The 17,315-nt window shown below is 50.3% G+C and carries 16 protein-coding genes; 7 read left to right on the plus strand and 9 right to left on the minus strand.

The genetic code is table 11. The features are described 5' to 3' along the window. The 7 genes from GDA54_05595 to GDA54_05625 form a co-directional block, all read left to right on the plus strand. Window positions 1–648, plus strand: a 648-nt coding sequence (locus GDA54_05595; protein ID MBC6497773.1) for a D-alanyl-D-alanine carboxypeptidase, incomplete at its 5' end; no start/stop codon positions are given. Between the two features lie 19 nt (window positions 649–667). Beyond that, the gene (gene tmk / locus GDA54_05600; GenBank protein MBC6497774.1) at window positions 668–1,321 is read left to right on the plus strand and encodes a dTMP kinase; all 654 of its coding nucleotides are present in this window, start codon (window positions 668–670) and stop codon (window positions 1,319–1,321) included. Beyond that, the gene (locus GDA54_05605; GenBank protein MBC6497775.1) at window positions 1,306–2,334 is read left to right on the plus strand and encodes an AAA family ATPase; all 1,029 of its coding nucleotides are present in this window, start codon (window positions 1,306–1,308) and stop codon (window positions 2,332–2,334) included. Before tmk ends, GDA54_05605 begins: the two co-directional genes overlap by 16 nt. Further along, window positions 2,331–3,881 carry a methionine--tRNA ligase gene (locus GDA54_05610; protein MBC6497776.1) on the plus strand — a complete coding sequence of 517 codons (1,551 nt, stop codon included), beginning with the start codon at window positions 2,331–2,333 and terminating at the stop codon, window positions 3,879–3,881. Before GDA54_05605 ends, GDA54_05610 begins: the two co-directional genes overlap by 4 nt. A gap of 57 nt (window positions 3,882–3,938) precedes the next feature. After that, a complete protein-coding gene (locus tag GDA54_05615; protein MBC6497777.1) occupies window positions 3,939–4,751 on the plus strand; it encodes a TatD family hydrolase in 813 nt (270 codons plus the stop codon). Beyond that, window positions 4,748–5,524, plus strand: coding sequence for an MBL fold metallo-hydrolase (locus tag GDA54_05620; GenBank protein ID MBC6497778.1), 777 nt, complete (start codon window positions 4,748–4,750; stop codon window positions 5,522–5,524). The genes GDA54_05615 and GDA54_05620 overlap by 4 nt, the downstream gene beginning before the upstream one ends. Before the next feature lie 126 nt (window positions 5,525–5,650). Beyond that, entirely contained in the window at window positions 5,651–6,802 is a 1,152-nt protein-coding gene (locus GDA54_05625) for a DUF4268 domain-containing protein (GenBank protein MBC6497779.1), read from the plus strand. A gap of 450 nt (window positions 6,803–7,252) precedes the next feature. Here the strand turns inward: GDA54_05625 and lpxB are convergent, their stop codons facing one another. From lpxB to GDA54_05670, 9 genes are all read right to left on the minus strand, one after another. Further along, the gene (gene lpxB, locus GDA54_05630; protein MBC6497780.1) at window positions 7,253–8,464 is read right to left on the minus strand and encodes a lipid-A-disaccharide synthase; all 1,212 of its coding nucleotides are present in this window, start codon (window positions 8,462–8,464) and stop codon (window positions 7,253–7,255) included. Further along, window positions 8,461–9,300: a UDP-2,3-diacylglucosamine diphosphatase LpxI gene (gene lpxI / locus GDA54_05635; protein ID MBC6497781.1), complete on the minus strand. Its 840-nt coding sequence runs from the start codon at window positions 9,298–9,300 to the stop codon at window positions 8,461–8,463. Before lpxI ends, lpxB begins: the two co-directional genes overlap by 4 nt. Window positions 9,301–9,303: 3 nt before the next feature. Next, window positions 9,304–10,128: an acyl-ACP--UDP-N-acetylglucosamine O-acyltransferase gene (gene lpxA / locus GDA54_05640; protein ID MBC6497782.1), complete on the minus strand. Its 825-nt coding sequence runs from the start codon at window positions 10,126–10,128 to the stop codon at window positions 9,304–9,306. 6 nt (window positions 10,129–10,134) lie between these two features. Further along, a complete protein-coding gene (fabZ, locus tag GDA54_05645) occupies window positions 10,135–10,572 on the minus strand; it encodes a 3-hydroxyacyl-ACP dehydratase FabZ (protein MBC6497783.1) in 438 nt (145 codons plus the stop codon). Between the two features lie 19 nt (window positions 10,573–10,591). Further along, on the minus strand, window positions 10,592–11,641 hold the full coding sequence (lpxD, locus tag GDA54_05650; GenBank protein MBC6497784.1) for a UDP-3-O-(3-hydroxymyristoyl)glucosamine N-acyltransferase: 1,050 nt from the start codon (window positions 11,639–11,641) through the stop codon (window positions 10,592–10,594). A 10-nt stretch (window positions 11,642–11,651) separates the two neighbouring features. Beyond that, entirely contained in the window at window positions 11,652–12,272 is a 621-nt protein-coding gene (locus GDA54_05655) for an OmpH family outer membrane protein (GenBank protein ID MBC6497785.1), read from the minus strand. 38 nt (window positions 12,273–12,310) lie between these two features. After that, window positions 12,311–14,824: an outer membrane protein assembly factor BamA gene (bamA, locus tag GDA54_05660; protein ID MBC6497786.1), complete on the minus strand. Its 2,514-nt coding sequence runs from the start codon at window positions 14,822–14,824 to the stop codon at window positions 12,311–12,313. An 82-nt stretch (window positions 14,825–14,906) separates the two neighbouring features. Next, entirely contained in the window at window positions 14,907–16,022 is a 1,116-nt protein-coding gene (locus tag GDA54_05665; GenBank protein ID MBC6497787.1) for an RIP metalloprotease, read from the minus strand. A 9-nt stretch (window positions 16,023–16,031) separates the two neighbouring features. Then, window positions 16,032–17,300 (minus strand): 1-deoxy-D-xylulose-5-phosphate reductoisomerase, encoded by a 1,269-nt coding sequence (locus GDA54_05670; protein ID MBC6497788.1) that lies wholly within the window; start codon window positions 17,298–17,300, stop codon window positions 16,032–16,034. Between the last annotated feature and the right edge of the window lie 15 nt (window positions 17,301–17,315).

Genomic DNA, 17,315 nt, shown 5'->3' on the forward strand with positions numbered 1-17,315 from the left:
ACCCTCTATATCATTTTTGAACGACTCGCCACAAAACAATGGACTCTCGATGAACGACTCACCGTCAGCGAAAGAGCATGGCGTCATAAAGGATCGCGCATGTTCCTAGAGGTCGGTCATTCTGCTACCATTGAGGATTTAGTGCGTGGTATCATTGTCCAATCAGGCAATGACGCATGTATCGTCATTGCCGAAGCCATCTCTGGCCATGAAAGAGTGTTTGCGCGCCATATGACAGAAAAAGCCCGTGCTTTGGGATTGACAAAGAGCCACTTTACGAACAGCACAGGATGGCATGACGAAGGCCATGTGACAACGGCAGAGGATGTCGCCCACCTTGCCCGCGCCCTGATACGCGACTTTCCTCAGTACTACCACTATTTCCGCCAAAGAGCTTTCCGCTATAACGCCATATGGCAACATAATCGCAATGAATTGCTGGGCCATTATGGGGGCGCTGATGGCTTGAAAACAGGCTATACCCTCAAGGCTGGCTATAGCCTCGTGGCGTCAGCACAGAGGCAGGGACGTCGTCTTATCCTCGTCCTCTCGGGAATTCGACATGAAGATGACCGCCTGAGAGAAGCGCGAAGATTGCTGGACTGGGGTTTTAAACAGTTAGAATTGTCTTCTCCGTGCTGTCCCTAGGGACACACCGCCAAACGCCATGTCACCTATACGACATCCTCCATTCATCACCTTCGAAGGACTCGATAATAGTGGTAAAACGACCCAGCAAAAACGCCTCGCCCAATGGCTACGACACCGCCATATCGATGTGGTAGCCACAAGAGAGCCCGGCGGAACGCCTCTGGCAGAGCAGATACGCTCTCTCCTCTGTGACCCTCACATCCAGTGCCAACCCCTCAGTGAGCTCTTACTTCTGTACGCGGCACGCTATGAGCATATTCATACATGTCTTAAACCAGCACGTCTCAGGCATGCATGGGTGCTGTGTGACCGCTTCATCGACTCGAGCCTATGCTATCAAGGAGCAGGAATGGGAGTCGATAGCGGTGTGATAGACACCCTACGCACCATCATCGCCCATGAATGGACGCCACACAGGACATTTATCTTAGATATCCCCGCACAAAACGTTTTACAACGTGAGAAGGACGGTCGTCCTACAGCACGCTACGAACAGATGGGGCATGCTTTTTATGAGCGTGTCCGCGCATGCTTTCTGACTCTGGCGCGCCAAGAACCCCATCGCTGTGTGGTCATCGACGGATTGGCAGAGGAAGAGTCCATCGCCTACACCATCCAACAAGACATCACAAAGCATTTCCTTAACGCCTCACCATGTCCATCTCTTTAGACTCCCTCCCGCCGACACTCTACGGACACAAGCATTGCGAAGAAGCATTTCGCACAGCCTATGACTCAGGGCACATGCACCATGCGTGGCTTTTGCACGGAGAGGAAGGCATAGGAAAAACGTGTCTTGCCTATAAAATCGCTGCCTTTGTCTTAGGCGCCAATAGAGACGCCGCACCCTATCTTGCCGACATTGATAAGAACAATCCTGTTATCAAGCGCATGCATGGAGGAAGTCACCCCCACTTTCTCCTCATCACTGGTGACAAAACAAGACGCAATAAGGCATCATCGCCCATTACAATAGACGCCATACGCGCCATCCATGAATTCCTCAGCGTAAAGCCCAGCGCGCATGCCATGAATGTCGTTCTCTTAGACAATTTTCGTGATGTCGTGCTACAAGCATCCCATGCCCTCCTGAAGATACTGGAAGAACCCCCATCTCGAAGCCTCTTTCTCATCACCACAGAACATGCCTCCCTTGTGCCAGCAACCATTCGCTCTCGTTGTCGTCTCGCACGTTTGTCTCCCCTGTCGCAAGAAGCCTTCTCCTCCTATCTGACAGCCCACCATAAGAACATCACACAAGACCATGAAGACCTCTATCATCTCAGTGCGGGCGCCCCAGGACGCCTCCACCATTGGCTATCCCCGAAAGCACTGAGCCTTTACCAAGAACTGAAGCCTTTGATGACAAGCATCACGCAATCCTCTTTCGACCATATGTCCCTCACGCGCTATCTTCACCATATGGAGAAACTCATGCTCTCTGACGCACAGGAAGACAGTATGTCACTGTGGCGTCTTTTTTGGGATTATGTGTTTTACTGGCTCCATGACACCATGACGCACAGCCATCCTTTTGAGAAGAAGGCTCTCTTCACCCTGTGGGATGAGCTCCTGACATTACGTCAGCAAGGCACAGCTCTCCATCTTGCCCCAAGCCAAATCATTGTGACGGCTTTTTCTTACATACATACAGCATGGACGACAGACAAGGGACAGACATGAATTCTTATTGCTACGTGACAACACCCATTTACTACGTCAATGACAATCCGCATATAGGGCATGCCTATACAAGTATCGCATGTGATGTCTATGCCCGCTTCCAACGTATGCAAGGTAAAAAAGTGCTCTTCCTCACGGGTAGTGATGAACACGGACAAAAGGTGGAGAAGGCGGCAAGACGATTTGGCTATGACCCGCAACAATTCACAGACATGATGTCAAAGAAGTTCGAGCAATTGGCGGAATGCCTCAATATCAGCCCTGATGACTTTATCAGGACAACCCAAGAGCGCCATCAACAAGGCGCTGTCGCCTTGTGGAAAGCCTTAGTGGCGCATGGTGACATTTATCTTGGGACATATCAAGGGTGGTATTCTGTCCGCGATGAGCATTTCATCAATGATAGCGATGTCGTGAAAGATGACAAAGGCACAGGACGTAGCCTACAGGGTGAAAAGGTGGAATGGCTAGAAGAAGAGAGCTATTTTTTCCGCCTTTCACATTGGCAGGACGCATTGCTCGACCACTATAAAAAACATCCCGACTCCATCGCACCCCCATCGCGCATGAAAGAGGTGATGACCTTCATCGAACAAGGCTTACAAGATATTTCCATATCCCGCACGACCTTTTCTTGGGGAATCGATGTCCCGCCATCGCCCCATAAGCCCGCCTTGGCAACAAAAAAACATCACGTCATGTATGTATGGATTGACGCGTTGGCAAACTATCTGTCAGCGTTAGGCTACCCTGATTGGGATGACCATAAACATCATTTCTGGCCAGCATCCCTCCATATGATTGGCAAAGATATTCTCCGCTTCCATGCTGTGTATTGGCCAGCCTTTCTTATGGCGGCACAACTCCCGCTCCCAGCACGCATTTTTGCCCATGGATGGTGGACCAATGAAGGAGAAAAAATATCGAAATCCTTAGGCAATGTCATCGACCCTTTTAGCCTCTGTCGAGAGTGGGGAAGTGATGTCATACGCTATTTCCTCTTGCGTGAAATTCCCTTTGGCAGTGATGGCAATTTCTCGAAACACTCCCTGATGCAACGCGCCAACAGCGACCTCGCCAATGGAATAGGCAACCTTGCTATGCGCGTCCTGACCCTCGTGCAACGCCATTGCGATGGGAAAGTGCCGAACCCTTCCCATCTCCAGACCATGGATGATAAAGCATTCTTAAAAGAGATAGAGAGCCTCTATCCGCGCGTGCGTAAGTCCCTAGAAGAGCAAGCGTTCCATACAGCACTACACCATATATGGCATAGCATTTCCCTATCAGATGGCTATATCGACCGACAACAACCATGGGCCCTGAAGAAAAAAGATGTGAAGCGCATGCATCACGTGCTGTATGTCTTGTTGGAAGCGCTCTGTTCCATTGCCCTCACGTTATTGCCCTTTATGCCAAACGCCATGGGGCGCTTATGTTCCTTCCTCGCCATTCCCGACTCACAACGTTCCTTCGGTGACACGAACGTTCTGCGCGTTGGAGAGAGACTCCCCCCTCCTCAACCACTCTTTCCAAGAAAGTCATAATGGCACAGACGCTCGCCCATCCACCCACCAAGCCCCTCTGGCCCCTCTGAATGTCCCATGAAGAAGAACTTGTCTATTGTTGATAGCCATTGTCATCTCGATTGGCATAGTTTTTCCCATGAACAGCAGGCAACGATCCGTCGTGCGTCCCATGCTGGCGTTGAGACAATGTTGTCCATCAATACCCATATTCATTCCTTTCCCCGCCTACGTGCCATGGCCGAGACATATCCTCAGGTCTGGTGTAGCGTTGGCATTCATCCTTGCTATGTGGAGGAAGAGGGCATTGACGAAGAGAGCCTCTTCGATACGCTCTGTGCCCATGGGCGTCACGAGAAAGTCATCGCCTTTGGTGAGACAGGATTAGATTACAAAGACACAAGGGAGAATGCCCGCAAGCAAAAACGTCTTCTCACCATTCATTTGGAAGCGGCATGCCATTGTGATATTCCCGTTGTTATCCATATGCGTGAGGCAGAGGAAGACACCATCCGCCATATCGGCTCTTTTTACAAGAACAACAAGACACTGCGTGGCGTCATTCATTGTTTTAGTGGCTCGAGACATTTTGCTGAACAAGCATTATCGTGGGGATTTTTCATTTCTGTGTCTGGCCTCATCACCTACCCATCATGCGCGTTTCTTCTTCCCATCATCAAGGATGTCGTGCCGCTATCGAGACTCTTGCTCGAGACGGACTCTCCATTTCTTGCGCCTCCCCCCCATCGGGGCAAACGTAACGAACCTGCCTTCATCATCCACACATTGGCAAAGACGGCGTCGTGTAAAAATATATCTCAACAAGAGCTGGCACAAGCCACAACGGACAACTTCTTTACCCTTTTCACAAAAGCGAGAACGCAAAGATGAAAATCACCATTCTTGGTTGTGGTGCGTCAGGAGGTGTCCCCCTCATAGGTCCTCATTGGGGCGCATGTGACAGCAGAGAGCCTAAAAATTGGCGGCGGCGTTCATCTATCCTCATCGAGGATAAAGGCTGTATCCTACTGGTGGATGCAACACCTGATGTGCGTATGCAGCTCATCGATGCCGGCATATCCCATGTGGATGCCTTGTTGCTGACCCATAGCCATGCTGACCATATTAATGGTTTGGATGATATGCGCATGCTCAACAATGCCATGCAACGTCCCATCGCGCTCTATGCCACAAAAGAGACCTTCGAGGAGGTCAAGCAACGTTTCCCTTATATTTTCCGCACACCTTCAAGGAATAAGGAAGGACGATTTTTCAAACCTTGCTTTATCTCGCATATCATCACAATAGGCAAGACGTTCTCTGTTAACGGATTGGATATCGTGCCTGTGCGCCAAGACCACGGCGTCTGCCAAACGGTGGGCTTTCGTTATCAAAACATGGCATACTCGCCAGACGTTGTAAGACTGCCAGAGGAATCCCTCGCCCAGTTGCGCGGGCTGTCCTTGTGGATCGTCGACTGCCTTCGCGAGAAACCCTCACCAACCCATGCGCACCTTGAGCGCGTGATAAAATGGACCAATTCCTTAAAACCAAAACACGTGCTTCTTACACATATGAGTCATGAGAGCGATTATAGCACGCTCAAACATCGTGCGCCAAAGCCGATAGAGCCAGCATGGGACGGCATGGTCGTAGAATTATGACGGGAAGGACGCATGGAAAAAAAGACAGGGTATGAACGTGATTTTTATGTCTTTTCTTGACACCTAAAGCATAGAGAGCTATAATCATGGTATGAGAGTTCGACAGGGAATGGTAGGTGAGAACGCATGGATGCACAGCACTTAAAGAATTTCAAGCGCGTCAAGGATTTACGCGCAATATGGCCCGGTGGGCGTGAGGACTTTTTAGCGTGGCTAAAAAAAGACGAGAATTTCCATGCGTTGGGTGATTGTTTGTCCATGGACCTCAAGCTGTTAGATGACGACTCTTTGAAAAAGAATCTGGGGGCAGATGTTCTTGGCAAAGCACGAGACGATAAAGGGCACGACCATATTGTCATGATTCAAGTGCGTTTGGAGGATAGTTCTGATAGCGATGTTGGTACTATTCTTACAAATGTTGTGAACGTGGATGTCCCTTACTTGACGGTGGTTTGGGTGGCGACGCCTTTTGCCGAGAGGCATAAGAAAACGCTCAACTGGCTCAACAGCAAGACAGATGAGAGTATCACGTTTTGCGGCGTGGACCCTGGCATATGGACGATCGGTGATTCTGACCCTGCCATATGGTTTGATGTCGTCTCTTCATCTCCCCATTTCCACAAGAGCGCATCAACGCCGTCGCCGGCCAAGGAGGAGGGGAAGAAGGACAATGTGTCCTCTGGCGTGAAAGCTGACAATGTTGTGTTGCCTAAGGATATGGGACGCGAGGCGGTCGCTGGCGTGGTGGCGTCGTCGCCTCTGCCACGGGATGCCCTGATTAAGAAATACTGGGTTGCATTTCGGGCGTTCATGGAACAACAGGGGAGCAAGATTGGTTTGCCTGAGCCGTCTTCCAATGAGTGGACGAGTTACAGCATTGGCTGTCATAATTTTTATCTTATGGCTGTCATCAAGTTCGCCAACAAAAAGGAGCTTCCAGACTCGTCTATCTCTGTTGTGCTTTTATGTCAGGGTCCCAGTGCGTCGAAAAACTTTAACTTGCTTCTCAAGCATAAGGAAAAGGTGGAGTGGGAGATAGGGGTTAATCTGGAATGGCGTGAGTTGCGTCGTGAGCCTCAATCCCATGACATTGCCCATGTCATGTTGGCAAAGAACACAGATCCTTCCGATGAGAGCATATGGCCACAACAGCATAAATGGCTGTTAGAGACTTTAGAGAAATTTGATACGGCTTTCCGCCCTCGTACGAAGATGATTGACTCGCTGGAGAAATTTAGCCCTGATACGCCCAGCAGCTTCAAGGAAGGTATGTCTTAAGAACGCGCCCTTTATGAGGCTTTCTCTTATCACCGCGTGCTAAATACTTTTCCATGTCCGTATTGGTCTTTAGAGAGTAGGGCGATGATGGTCATGGTGCTGTGTCGGCTACGCGGTTCTATTTTGTTATTATCATCATTATTCCTGCTAGGATATTTATTCCTATGTATAGGAGTGTCACTCCTATTGTTGCCCCTATAGCGAATAGAAAGCCATTTCTAATCATTGCTTCCACCATGTGCTGGGTCAGTTTCGGTCTTGCCAGCATGCCCCGAGTAGCATAGGAAGCCTGTAGAGGCATTGTCAATGGCTTTTAGGTAGGTTGAGAGATTGAAGATGGGAGCGCGGTACGCGTGGTCGCTCACATGGTTATCTGACTTACCATAATATATCTTATAGAGCTTCTAACAACCCTAAGGATAGTCGAAGAGGAGATGACCACACTCTATCTCATAGGGCTTTTGGCGAAGGTTGGTGGGCGAGCCATCGCCATAGCTGTGTCGCCGCCGTCGTAAAGGGGTGATGTCCGTCTTGACAACGCAATTGCCTTAGGAAGGGCGCAACAGCTTTTTGCTGTTGCTCACGCGCATCCTTTTCCATCATCAAGGGATAAAGTGTCTCCGCCATCTTGACAGCTGTGCACGCATCGAACAGCAATTCAGGTATCAGCATGGACTCTGCCATGAGGTTAACCAACGTGGCATAACGCACCCGCACGCAACGTTTCACAATCCATGCCGTCAGCCTGTCTATCTTATAAATAATCACCATAGCGACACCCTTAACCGCCAAATCAAGACTCACCGTGCCAGACACCGCCAGTGCCACGTCCATACCCTCAAAGCCCTCCTCCTTCCCTGCACCTTCTCTCGCCCATAATCTATCTATCAAAGATGGCTCTCCCCTACCCTCCACCATAGAACGTATCCGCGCCTCCACCCCCTGTGCCATAACAATCCATGTCTCAAAGGTGACTCCTTCCGCTAAACAACGCCGCTTTAAGAGGGAGACAGCCTCTAACATCAACGGCAAGTGATGACGCACTTCCGAAGGTCTGGAGCCAGGACATAAGCACAGGCGCATTATCCTCTTGTCATCGCGACGGCGACATCGTATCACCTCTGTCCCCACCACTGAAGGATGTCCTGCAAAATACGTGGGTAAACCATAGCACTCAAAATAAGGCGGCTCAAAAGGAAGGAGTGTCAAAAGCCCTTGATAGAGCCGCGCCATATCTTGTGCCCTGCCTGCTTTCCATGCCCACACCGTCGGCGCTACATAGTGAATACAAGGAATCGATGCTGTTTCCTTATTCTTCTTGAGACGAGAGACAAAACGCATGGCAAAAGAAGGAGAGTCCACCGTGATGACCATGTCCGGTTGCCCATGCGCTACATGAACGACACAACGACGCAAACATGCTATGAGCGTCGGCAATCGCCATAAGACTTGGCTATAGCCCATCACAGACAATAAACCCATATCAAACAAGGGCTTTAAGCCTTGACGACACATATGACGCCCCCCCACGCCCTCAAAGACGAGGCGCACATCGCGCCGCTGCTCCTTCATAGCGGCCATAAGCCCCGCCCCCAATATGTCACCCGACGCCTCACCCGCCACAATAAAAAAACGATATGTCTTCTTTCCCGTCCTCGTCATGCATCAACCCCCATGACAAAAAGGTGACGCCTATTGGCTTCGGCAATGACAGACTCCCTATCGATGACAAGGACACTGCCCGCCTCCACCGCCATACCCCTCAATCCACATGCGCCACATGCCCGCACCGTATGAACGCCTATCACAGGAAGGTCAGCACGCCGCTCTTGCTTGGGTTTCTGGAGCTTGACGAGAACACCGCCGACACCTTCTCGGTGTAATCCCTTGCAACGCTCAATGAGCGCATGCGTACCTTCAATGGCCTCCACGCCTAACACCATACCTTGCTGCACAATAACCGATTGTCCCACATCCAATACCCCCAACGCCAGTACAACCTCAATCCCTCTCTTCACGTCAGCAAGGGCTTGGGCGTCCGCCACCTCTGTTCCCCACACACCCAAAGAGGCAAAACTCTTCCCCATAACATCCTCAACGCCTAAGACTTCGTAGCCTGCTTCTTCCATCACCTCTATGGCCCTACGCAAGACAGCATCATCGCCATACGCACCAGAAAGCACACGCTTTGCCACTGACAATGTCCGCCTATCAACCTTCCCCAAGAAAGATGCCAATGACGGACGCTTCAATGCCCCCGCCATGACAAGAGAGGAGACGCCCTCCTCGCGCAACCCTTCCAATGCCCCCACTAAACCAATGAGCTTCGTCCAACGATGAGGAACGCCCACACCTAGCCAAGAAGGATTCGTCACGCCCCTTATGGCTAACACAATGGACTGGCCCCTGTAGCGACTATCCTCTTGCGCGCCTTCATAGACACGGAAGGGAAGGTCACCCGCTCCTGCTAAAATGCATAAACGGTAAGGAGACACCATGACTCACCTATGGGAGGAGTGTGCCAATTTCTTCTGCATGGATACTGACGGCGGGCATAGTGCCGATGAATGACGCATAAAGGACACCACGTCCATCACAAGAGGCTCTTGGGAAAATTGTTCCTCGACCATTGTGAGGTGCTGTGCCAGTGCGACACGCTCACGCACCCCATAAATCATGCGAAATGCCTCTCGCAACTTATGGACCGCACGACGCTCAAACTTGCGTCTCCGTAAACCCACAAGATTAAGCCCCTCTAAGCACGCAGGATACCCTATCACAAAACCATAAGGGATAACATCACCGCGCAAACCGCTCATACCACTCACCATCGCATGACGCCCTATACGAATATGCTGACGCACAGCGCATAATCCCCCTAAGACAGCATAGTCACCTACAACGACATGACCACCTAATGTCGCACCATTCACGATAATGACATGGTCACCTATCTGGCAATCATGGGCAATGTGACAGCCCACCATAAGAAGACAATGCGCACCGATACGCGTCACTAAGCCTCCATCCTTTGTGCCCGGGTGAATCGTGACATGCTCACGAATCACCGTCCCATCCCCTATCACCAGCGAAGAATGCTCACCTCGATATTTCATGTCCTGTGGACGGAAACCAATGGCAGCAAACGAATAAACCTCACAATCTTTTCCCAGTGTCGTGTCGCCACCCACCACCACATGGCTATGCAAGCGAACACCCTGTCCCAATGATACACCCGCACCCACAACGCAATAAGGACCTATGGTGACATCCTTGTCTATCTGCGCGTTCTTATCAACGCACGCTGTCTTATCTACATGGCCCATCAATTCTTAATCATCTGAAATCATCGCCGTATAGACCGCTTCAGCCGCAAGAATGTCTCGTCCTTGAATAAACGCCTTGCCATGAAAACGCCATACGTTCCTCCTATTAAAGAGCTTCTGCACCTTCAGGTGAAGGGTGTCCCCCGGAAGAACAGGATGGCGAAAACGAACCTTATCCACCGACATGAAATAGACAAATTTCATCGCATCATAAGCATCCAACGAATGCATGACAAGCACACCAGCCGTCTGTGCAAGGGATTCTAAAATTAAAACGCCGGGCATGATAGGCTTCGTAGGAAAATGACCCGTAAAGTGAGGCTCGTTAACGGAGACATTTTTGATACCCGTCGCACTCTCATAAGGGACAATGTCCACCAATTTCTCTACCATCAAAAAAGGATAACGATGAGGTATGAGACGCTGAATATCCTCGAGAGTCATCTCATGACAATGCACTCTTTTATCCGCCATGCTTCTCCTCTCTACGTTTCTTCTGTTTCGCCAGTCGTTCCAACGCCAACGTCTGCTTATGCCACTGACGCACAGGGACAGCAGGTATCCCCGCTACACGCTCACCCGCCCCAATGTCACGCATGACACCACTTTTTGCAGCGATATGAACACCATCCCCCACAACGTTATGGCCACTAAAACCCACTTGCCCGCCTATGATACAATAGTCCCCAAAACGAGTACTCCCCGATATACCCACTTGTCCGGCTATCACACACCCTTGACCGAGAACGACATTATGGGCAATATGCACCAAATTATCAATACGACAATGCGCCCCTATCTCCGTGTCCTGCACGCTACCGCGGTCTATGGTCGTATTTGCCCCAATAACGACATCATCACCGATGACAACACAGCCCAATTGAGGCACGGTGACGTAACGTCCCTTCCCGTCTGGTGCAAAACCAAAGCCCTCCTGACCGATGCGCGCGCCATGATGAATGCACACCCTATCGCCTATGACGGCATGATTGATGGAGACATGGGAATCAATACGACACGCCTCCCCCAAAACAACATGGTGGCCTATCACAACATGGGCCCCAATACACGCATTGTCACCGATGACGACATCATCCTCGATGACAACGCCCGCTCCAATGGAACAGCCATGACCGAGCGTCGCACTTGACGCTATCACCGCCGACGCATGCGTGCTGTTGCTCTGTTCCCGATTCTCAGCATAAAACATGTGCCCTATGCGGGCATACGCAAGATAGGGATGAGGCGTCACGAGCAATGCCATACTATCAGGGGCAAGAGTCGTATCCTTCTCCAAGACACAGCACGCCCCCGCCTGACTCTGAGCAAAGGCAGATGCATATTTCCTGTTGTTAAAAAAACTGATGTCCTCACAAGATGCCGACTCCAAAGTCGCCACACCCCTGATGACAACGTCACCCGCACCCTCTCCCCGCACATCCCCCCCCACCCTCGATGCAATATCAGAAAGCAAAAGAGGTTCGCCACAACAAAAAAAACGCCGCTCTTTCATCGACAAACGACTATTGACTCCTCTCTCTCGCCTCGCGTATCTTCTTCGCCGCCGCCGCCACGTCTAACGTCACCGAAGGACGCTGTTCATTGAGCGCCTCAAGCGCCTCCTTGGTAATATCCATGCCGTTGTTCATCAAGAGCAAGACTTGCTCCCTCCCCAACACGATGTTGATATTGCTCTCAACGGTCAGAGCGCTGATAATCTTTATCAAATCGCTATGGATGACAGACAGAGCCTCGTTGGAGGCAAGAGTCAGCTGCTCTTCGTGCACTTTAACCTCGTCATTAAAATCATTGGCTTCTTTTTCCCACTCACGATACTTCTTCTGAAAGGCGTCCTGAGAAAGCAAATTACGCTGACGTTCAAGGTCCTGCTGCATATCCTTGATTTTGTCCCGACGTTTCACCCACTGATCCCTGTATTTACGCGTCTCGTTATCAACTTGCTTACGAAGACTGATAGCCGCCTCTGAATCACGCAAAATTGTCTGTATATCGATAACAGCAATGCGCGCCTCAGGCACTTGCATGCCGTCCCCCCCAGAACCGCCAGCCCACACAGGGGAAACAAGTCCCGTCGCCAAAACCATCGCCATCATCTGAAAAAAAGCTCGATATATCGTCATCATGCACACTCCTATGTTGTATGATTTGAAGAGAAAAAAAGTTAAAAACGCGTCCCAAATGTGAAACGCAATTGTTCGCGCCTATCATAATGCTTTTTCTTGACAGGAAAGCCATAATAGATGCGCACAGGACCAAAGGGAGACGACCAAGCAACACCAACCCCTATTGAAAACCGCGGCGATTTGTCGAGAAAATAGACTTGCTCCAAGTCACTATCGGTACAACGTCTCCTCGACGGAGACCCCACCATCATGTTCGTGCCTGTGTTTGTCGTCTCCACTAAGCACTCTCCATCCACATCGAAAAGAGAGCCAAAATCCGCAAAGGCGCGCCCCTCAATACCCAATTCTTGCGGCAAACCCAAAGGAAAACTCTGTTCTAATTGCGCCACATAATACGTATTGCCCCCGCGCGAACTGAGGGAACTACGCACACGAGGCCCTATGCCGTAAAACTCGAACCCCCTGAAGTCATCACCACCCAAGAAAAACCTGTCCTCAGGGCGCACAGTCTTGCCTCTCGTCCCCTGAATATGTCCAGCATTGATTTGTAGACGCGCCACCCATCCAGGCGCAAAAGGATGATAAAAGGCGATACGCCCTTCATATTTCCAATAGGCAAAACGCCCACCCAAGCCCGCATACGTAATCCGCGCTCGCGCATACAGACCCTCAGTAGGATTAAAAAACGAATTCCTGTCGTCATAGGTCAGACTATGGGTGATAGAAGACGTCAATCCATCATCATTCTCTATGACGCCGATCGTGTCTCGAAACATCTCCCCCATTCTTTCATAGACGGGCGATGTGCCTGTCCCTGAGATAGAAAAGCCTCTCACATCTCTCGAATCGACTCTATCGATGGTCGTGTCTTCGATGCTGTAGCGCCAATCCTGACTGAGTCGAGGCAAGATACGATAGCCAGTGCGCAAAGCCCCACCAAAGGATCTGCTCGTATAGCCAGCTTCCGACTCATAGTCTCGCTCCAGATTATAGAGGTCAATGCCCGTGGAAATTCGACGGTCAAAAACATAAGGATCTGTAAAACTCACTTCAAAATCCTGCCGACGGTTCGAGATATTAAAGGAAAAAAGGATGTCCTGATTCTTGCCAAGAAAATTACGCTCCCGAATACGCAAATTGCCCAATGCCCCATCTGTCGTCGAGAAGCCCGCCCCTAGAGACAATTCCCCCGTCGCCGTCTCTTGCACATCAATATCGAGAACGGTATGGTCAGAAGACGTGCCACGACGGTTGCGGACGTCAACATTGGAAAATAAACCCATACGGCTGAGCTCTTCACGAGACTGACGCACCAACTCAGCGTTAAAGAGGTCACCCTCACTCACAAGGAGCTCCCGCCGAATGACTTCATCAAGGGTGCGTTTGTTGCCGATAATGTTGATACGCTCGATAAAGACCTTCTCGCCCTCCTCCAAACTATAGCGCACATCGACAATGCTATTCTCTTGGTCCCGCTGAATACGAGGGCGCACAGCAACGAAGGCAAAGCCTAACTCCCCCATACGCTCATTAAGGCTGTTAATAGTCGCATCCACATCATCGGATGAATACCAATCGCCCTCCTCTTGCTCTAAAACATCGCTGAAATCAACATCCTTGACTTCATCAAATTGACCAACGGTGGAGACTTTCCCCACTCGATAGCGCTCACCCTCACGAAGGGTATAGGTGACGATAAAACTCTTACCATCAGGAGTGAGCTCACCCAATGCAGAGACAACAGAAAAATCTATATAGCCATTGCGCAAGTAAAAACGCCGCAAGAGCTCCTTATCAAAAGCCACCCTATCAGGATCATAGGTGTCATCACTGCTAAAGAATCGATACCACCTCGACTCTTCCGTCAAAATCTCGCCCTCCAATGTCTTATCAGGAAAGGCTTTGTTGCCGACAAAAATAATCTTCGAGACATTGGTCACCTCGTCCTCATCTATCTCAAACACAAGGTCAACGCGATTGTCCGGACGTTCAATAATCTTTGGCCTCACCGTGGCTGAAAAACGACCACTACGGCGATAAATTTCTAACAGGCGCTCCGTCGCTTTTTGCACTTTGCTACGTGTGTAGACCTCCCTCGGCGTGAGGCCTATCTCATTCTCCAAATTTTCTGTCTTAATATCATCATTCCCCTCAAAGACGATGCGATTGATGATGGGACTCTCCTCCACCATGATCACCACAACGCCGTCTTTTGTCTCATCAAGGCGCACCGTCACATCAACAAAAAAACCTGTCTCGTAAAGATTCTTGACGACATCGGAAAACATCTCGTCACTATAGTCTCCACCCACCTCCATACCAGCATAGGTCTTGATGGTCGATGCCGATATACGCTGATTCCCCGTGACAACAATGTCCCGAATCGTGCCACCGCCAGCCCCGCCCCCCACGCCACCAGCATACACACTACCCCCCACACCAACAGCCATGAACAGAAACACACTCCCTAAAACGAAAGAGAGACGAACGCCGACACGCCAAACGCCAAGCACATCACCAAGCTTCCTGCTCATCTCTACACCAACACTCATCTTTGACATCATAAACGGCACAACGCACATTAAAAACCTACAATATCCAGACCATGACACGATAACGCCATCCAGAAAAACCCTAACCCGCCGCCACCAATCTCGCAATATCATTCCACGTGACAACAACAAGGAGCATGACGAGAAAAAAGAAACCAAGGGGATAGCCCCAAGAACGTATAAAGGCTGCCTGCTTCCTCCCCAACTTCTCTATTCCATAAAGGAAAATCTGTCCTCCGTCAAGGGGAGGGATAGGAAGAAGATTAAAGATACCAAGGTTAATGGAAATCAATGCCATGAGGTGAATCGTCGACTGCCACCCTTCCGCCACCGCCATCGCCGTGCCTTCAGCAATACGCACTGGCCCTCCTAATTCCTCTATGGACGCGCCACCACTCACCATGCGGCCTAAAAAACGGAAAATAGCCCCGCTGATATAGACTGTCTCCGCCCACGCATGGCGCATACTTTCTCCGACACTAATGTCATTGATGACAGGACGCCCATCCTCCATCCTCGCCTCTCCAGAACCCCTAATACCCAACATGCTTTCCTTCATCTGAGGAATGATGATCCTCATCACAGCCCCATCACGTTCAACATCAATGACCATATCATCCCCCGCCCGATGACCAGCGATAGCATCCCGTAAAGAGCGAAAATCGACAATCTCACGCTCGTTGAGCATCACAACTCGGTCATCTCGTTTGAGCCCGTAGGTCTCTGCCACGCTCAGCGGCTGCACATGGCCCACAACAGGTTCATAGGAAGACACGCCATGGAGAGCGTAAAACAACTGCAAAATCACAAACGCAAAGATGATATTGGCAAGGGGACCTGCCAATAAAATCGGTATTTTTTCTTTGTTAGGACGTTGATGAAAACCATCCACCGCTTTGACGCCTACAGGCGACCTGCCGCCATTCTTTTGCACCATAGAGGATATGTCTTCATCGCCATGAAATTTAACATACCCGCCGAGAGGAATGGCAGAAAAACACCAACGAGTCCCTGCCGAATCTTTGACATCAAAAAGGACAGGACCAAACCCGATAGAAAAAATATCAACCTTCAATTTGTAAAAGCGCGCAACAATATAGTGACCCCACTCATGAACAAAGACAAGCACACTGATAACAATCAGAAGGGGCAGAACGTTGTATATCAACACATGCAGAAAAGTAAAAAATGCTACCATGTTACTCCTTTATCGTCTTCCCTGTCCGCTGAGAGACATGTCCTTTGTATCATGTGAAGGACGCACCTTGTGGTCGAGATAATCTTGCGTCGACCGCCTTATCTCTTGTTCGCACATTATCACATCATCTAATCCTTGGATAGGGGTTATGGGTGTCTTGTCTAGAATATGCTGGACGGTTGTCACGATCTCTAAGAAAGGGATACGTCTCTGGAGGAAGGCTTCCACAGCAATTTCGTTAGCGACATTGAGGATCATAGGCGCTGTCCCTCCTTGTTGTTGACATTGGCGCGCTAAGCGAAGGGAGGGAAAGACATGGTCGTTAGGCTCAAAGAACGTGAGTGTGCTAATTTTAGTCAAATCGAGAGTCTCTACTGGCGCGCTGATACGTTCTGGCCAACCAAGGGCGTAGCTAATGGGCGTACGCATATCTGGCACACCCATATGGGCGAGCATAGAACCATCGCTATAGCATACGGCAGAGTGGACGATGGATTGGGGATGGACGACAATGTCGATGGACTCTTCTTTCACGGGAAAGAGCTGGCATGCTTCAATCAATTCCAAGCCCTTATTCATCATGGTGGCCGAATCGATGGATATTTTTGCGCCCATATCCCAATTAGGATGGGCAAGAGCCTGTTCTGGCGTCACATCCTTGAGCTGGTGCTGGCTCGTATAGGAGAAAAAAGGTCCCCCCGACGCCGTGAGAACAATCTTAGAGATACAAGCCGTCTGTTCTGTATCGAAGACCTGAAAAATAGCGGAATGTTCCGAATCCACAGGGATAATTGTTGTCCCATGCTCTGTGGCTTTCTGGCAGATAATATCGCCAGCACAGACGAGCGTCTCCTTATTGGCGAGGGCAAGAATACATCCTCTCTCCACAGCCGCCATAACAGGTTTAAGGGCAGTCGCCCCCACAATCGCCGCCATCACCCAGTCGGCATCCATCATCGCCGCCTCAACGACAGCATCATGGCCAGCAGCGACGTCAATGGGCGTCTGCGCAAGACCTTCTTTTAAGCGTTTGTATAAGCGCTTATCACCGATGACGGCACGCTGGGGCATGACATGGCGCGCCTGCTCTATGAGGGCATCGACACGGCTATTGGCGGTGAGCGCCTTGATGTCATACATCTCACGCTTCCGCATGAGGACATCCACCGTATTGAGACCAATAGAGCCCGTCGAACCTAACACCGTTATGGAACGTCTCGCAGAATGATTCGACTGAGATGAAGGCGTCGCCCTCGATATGGAAGACCTAACAGGCATATGCTCTATCCCATT

The sequence above is a fragment of the Alphaproteobacteria bacterium GM7ARS4 genome (assembly GCA_014332745.1).
Lineage (GTDB): Bacteria > Pseudomonadota > Alphaproteobacteria > GM7ARS4 > GM7ARS4 > GM7ARS4.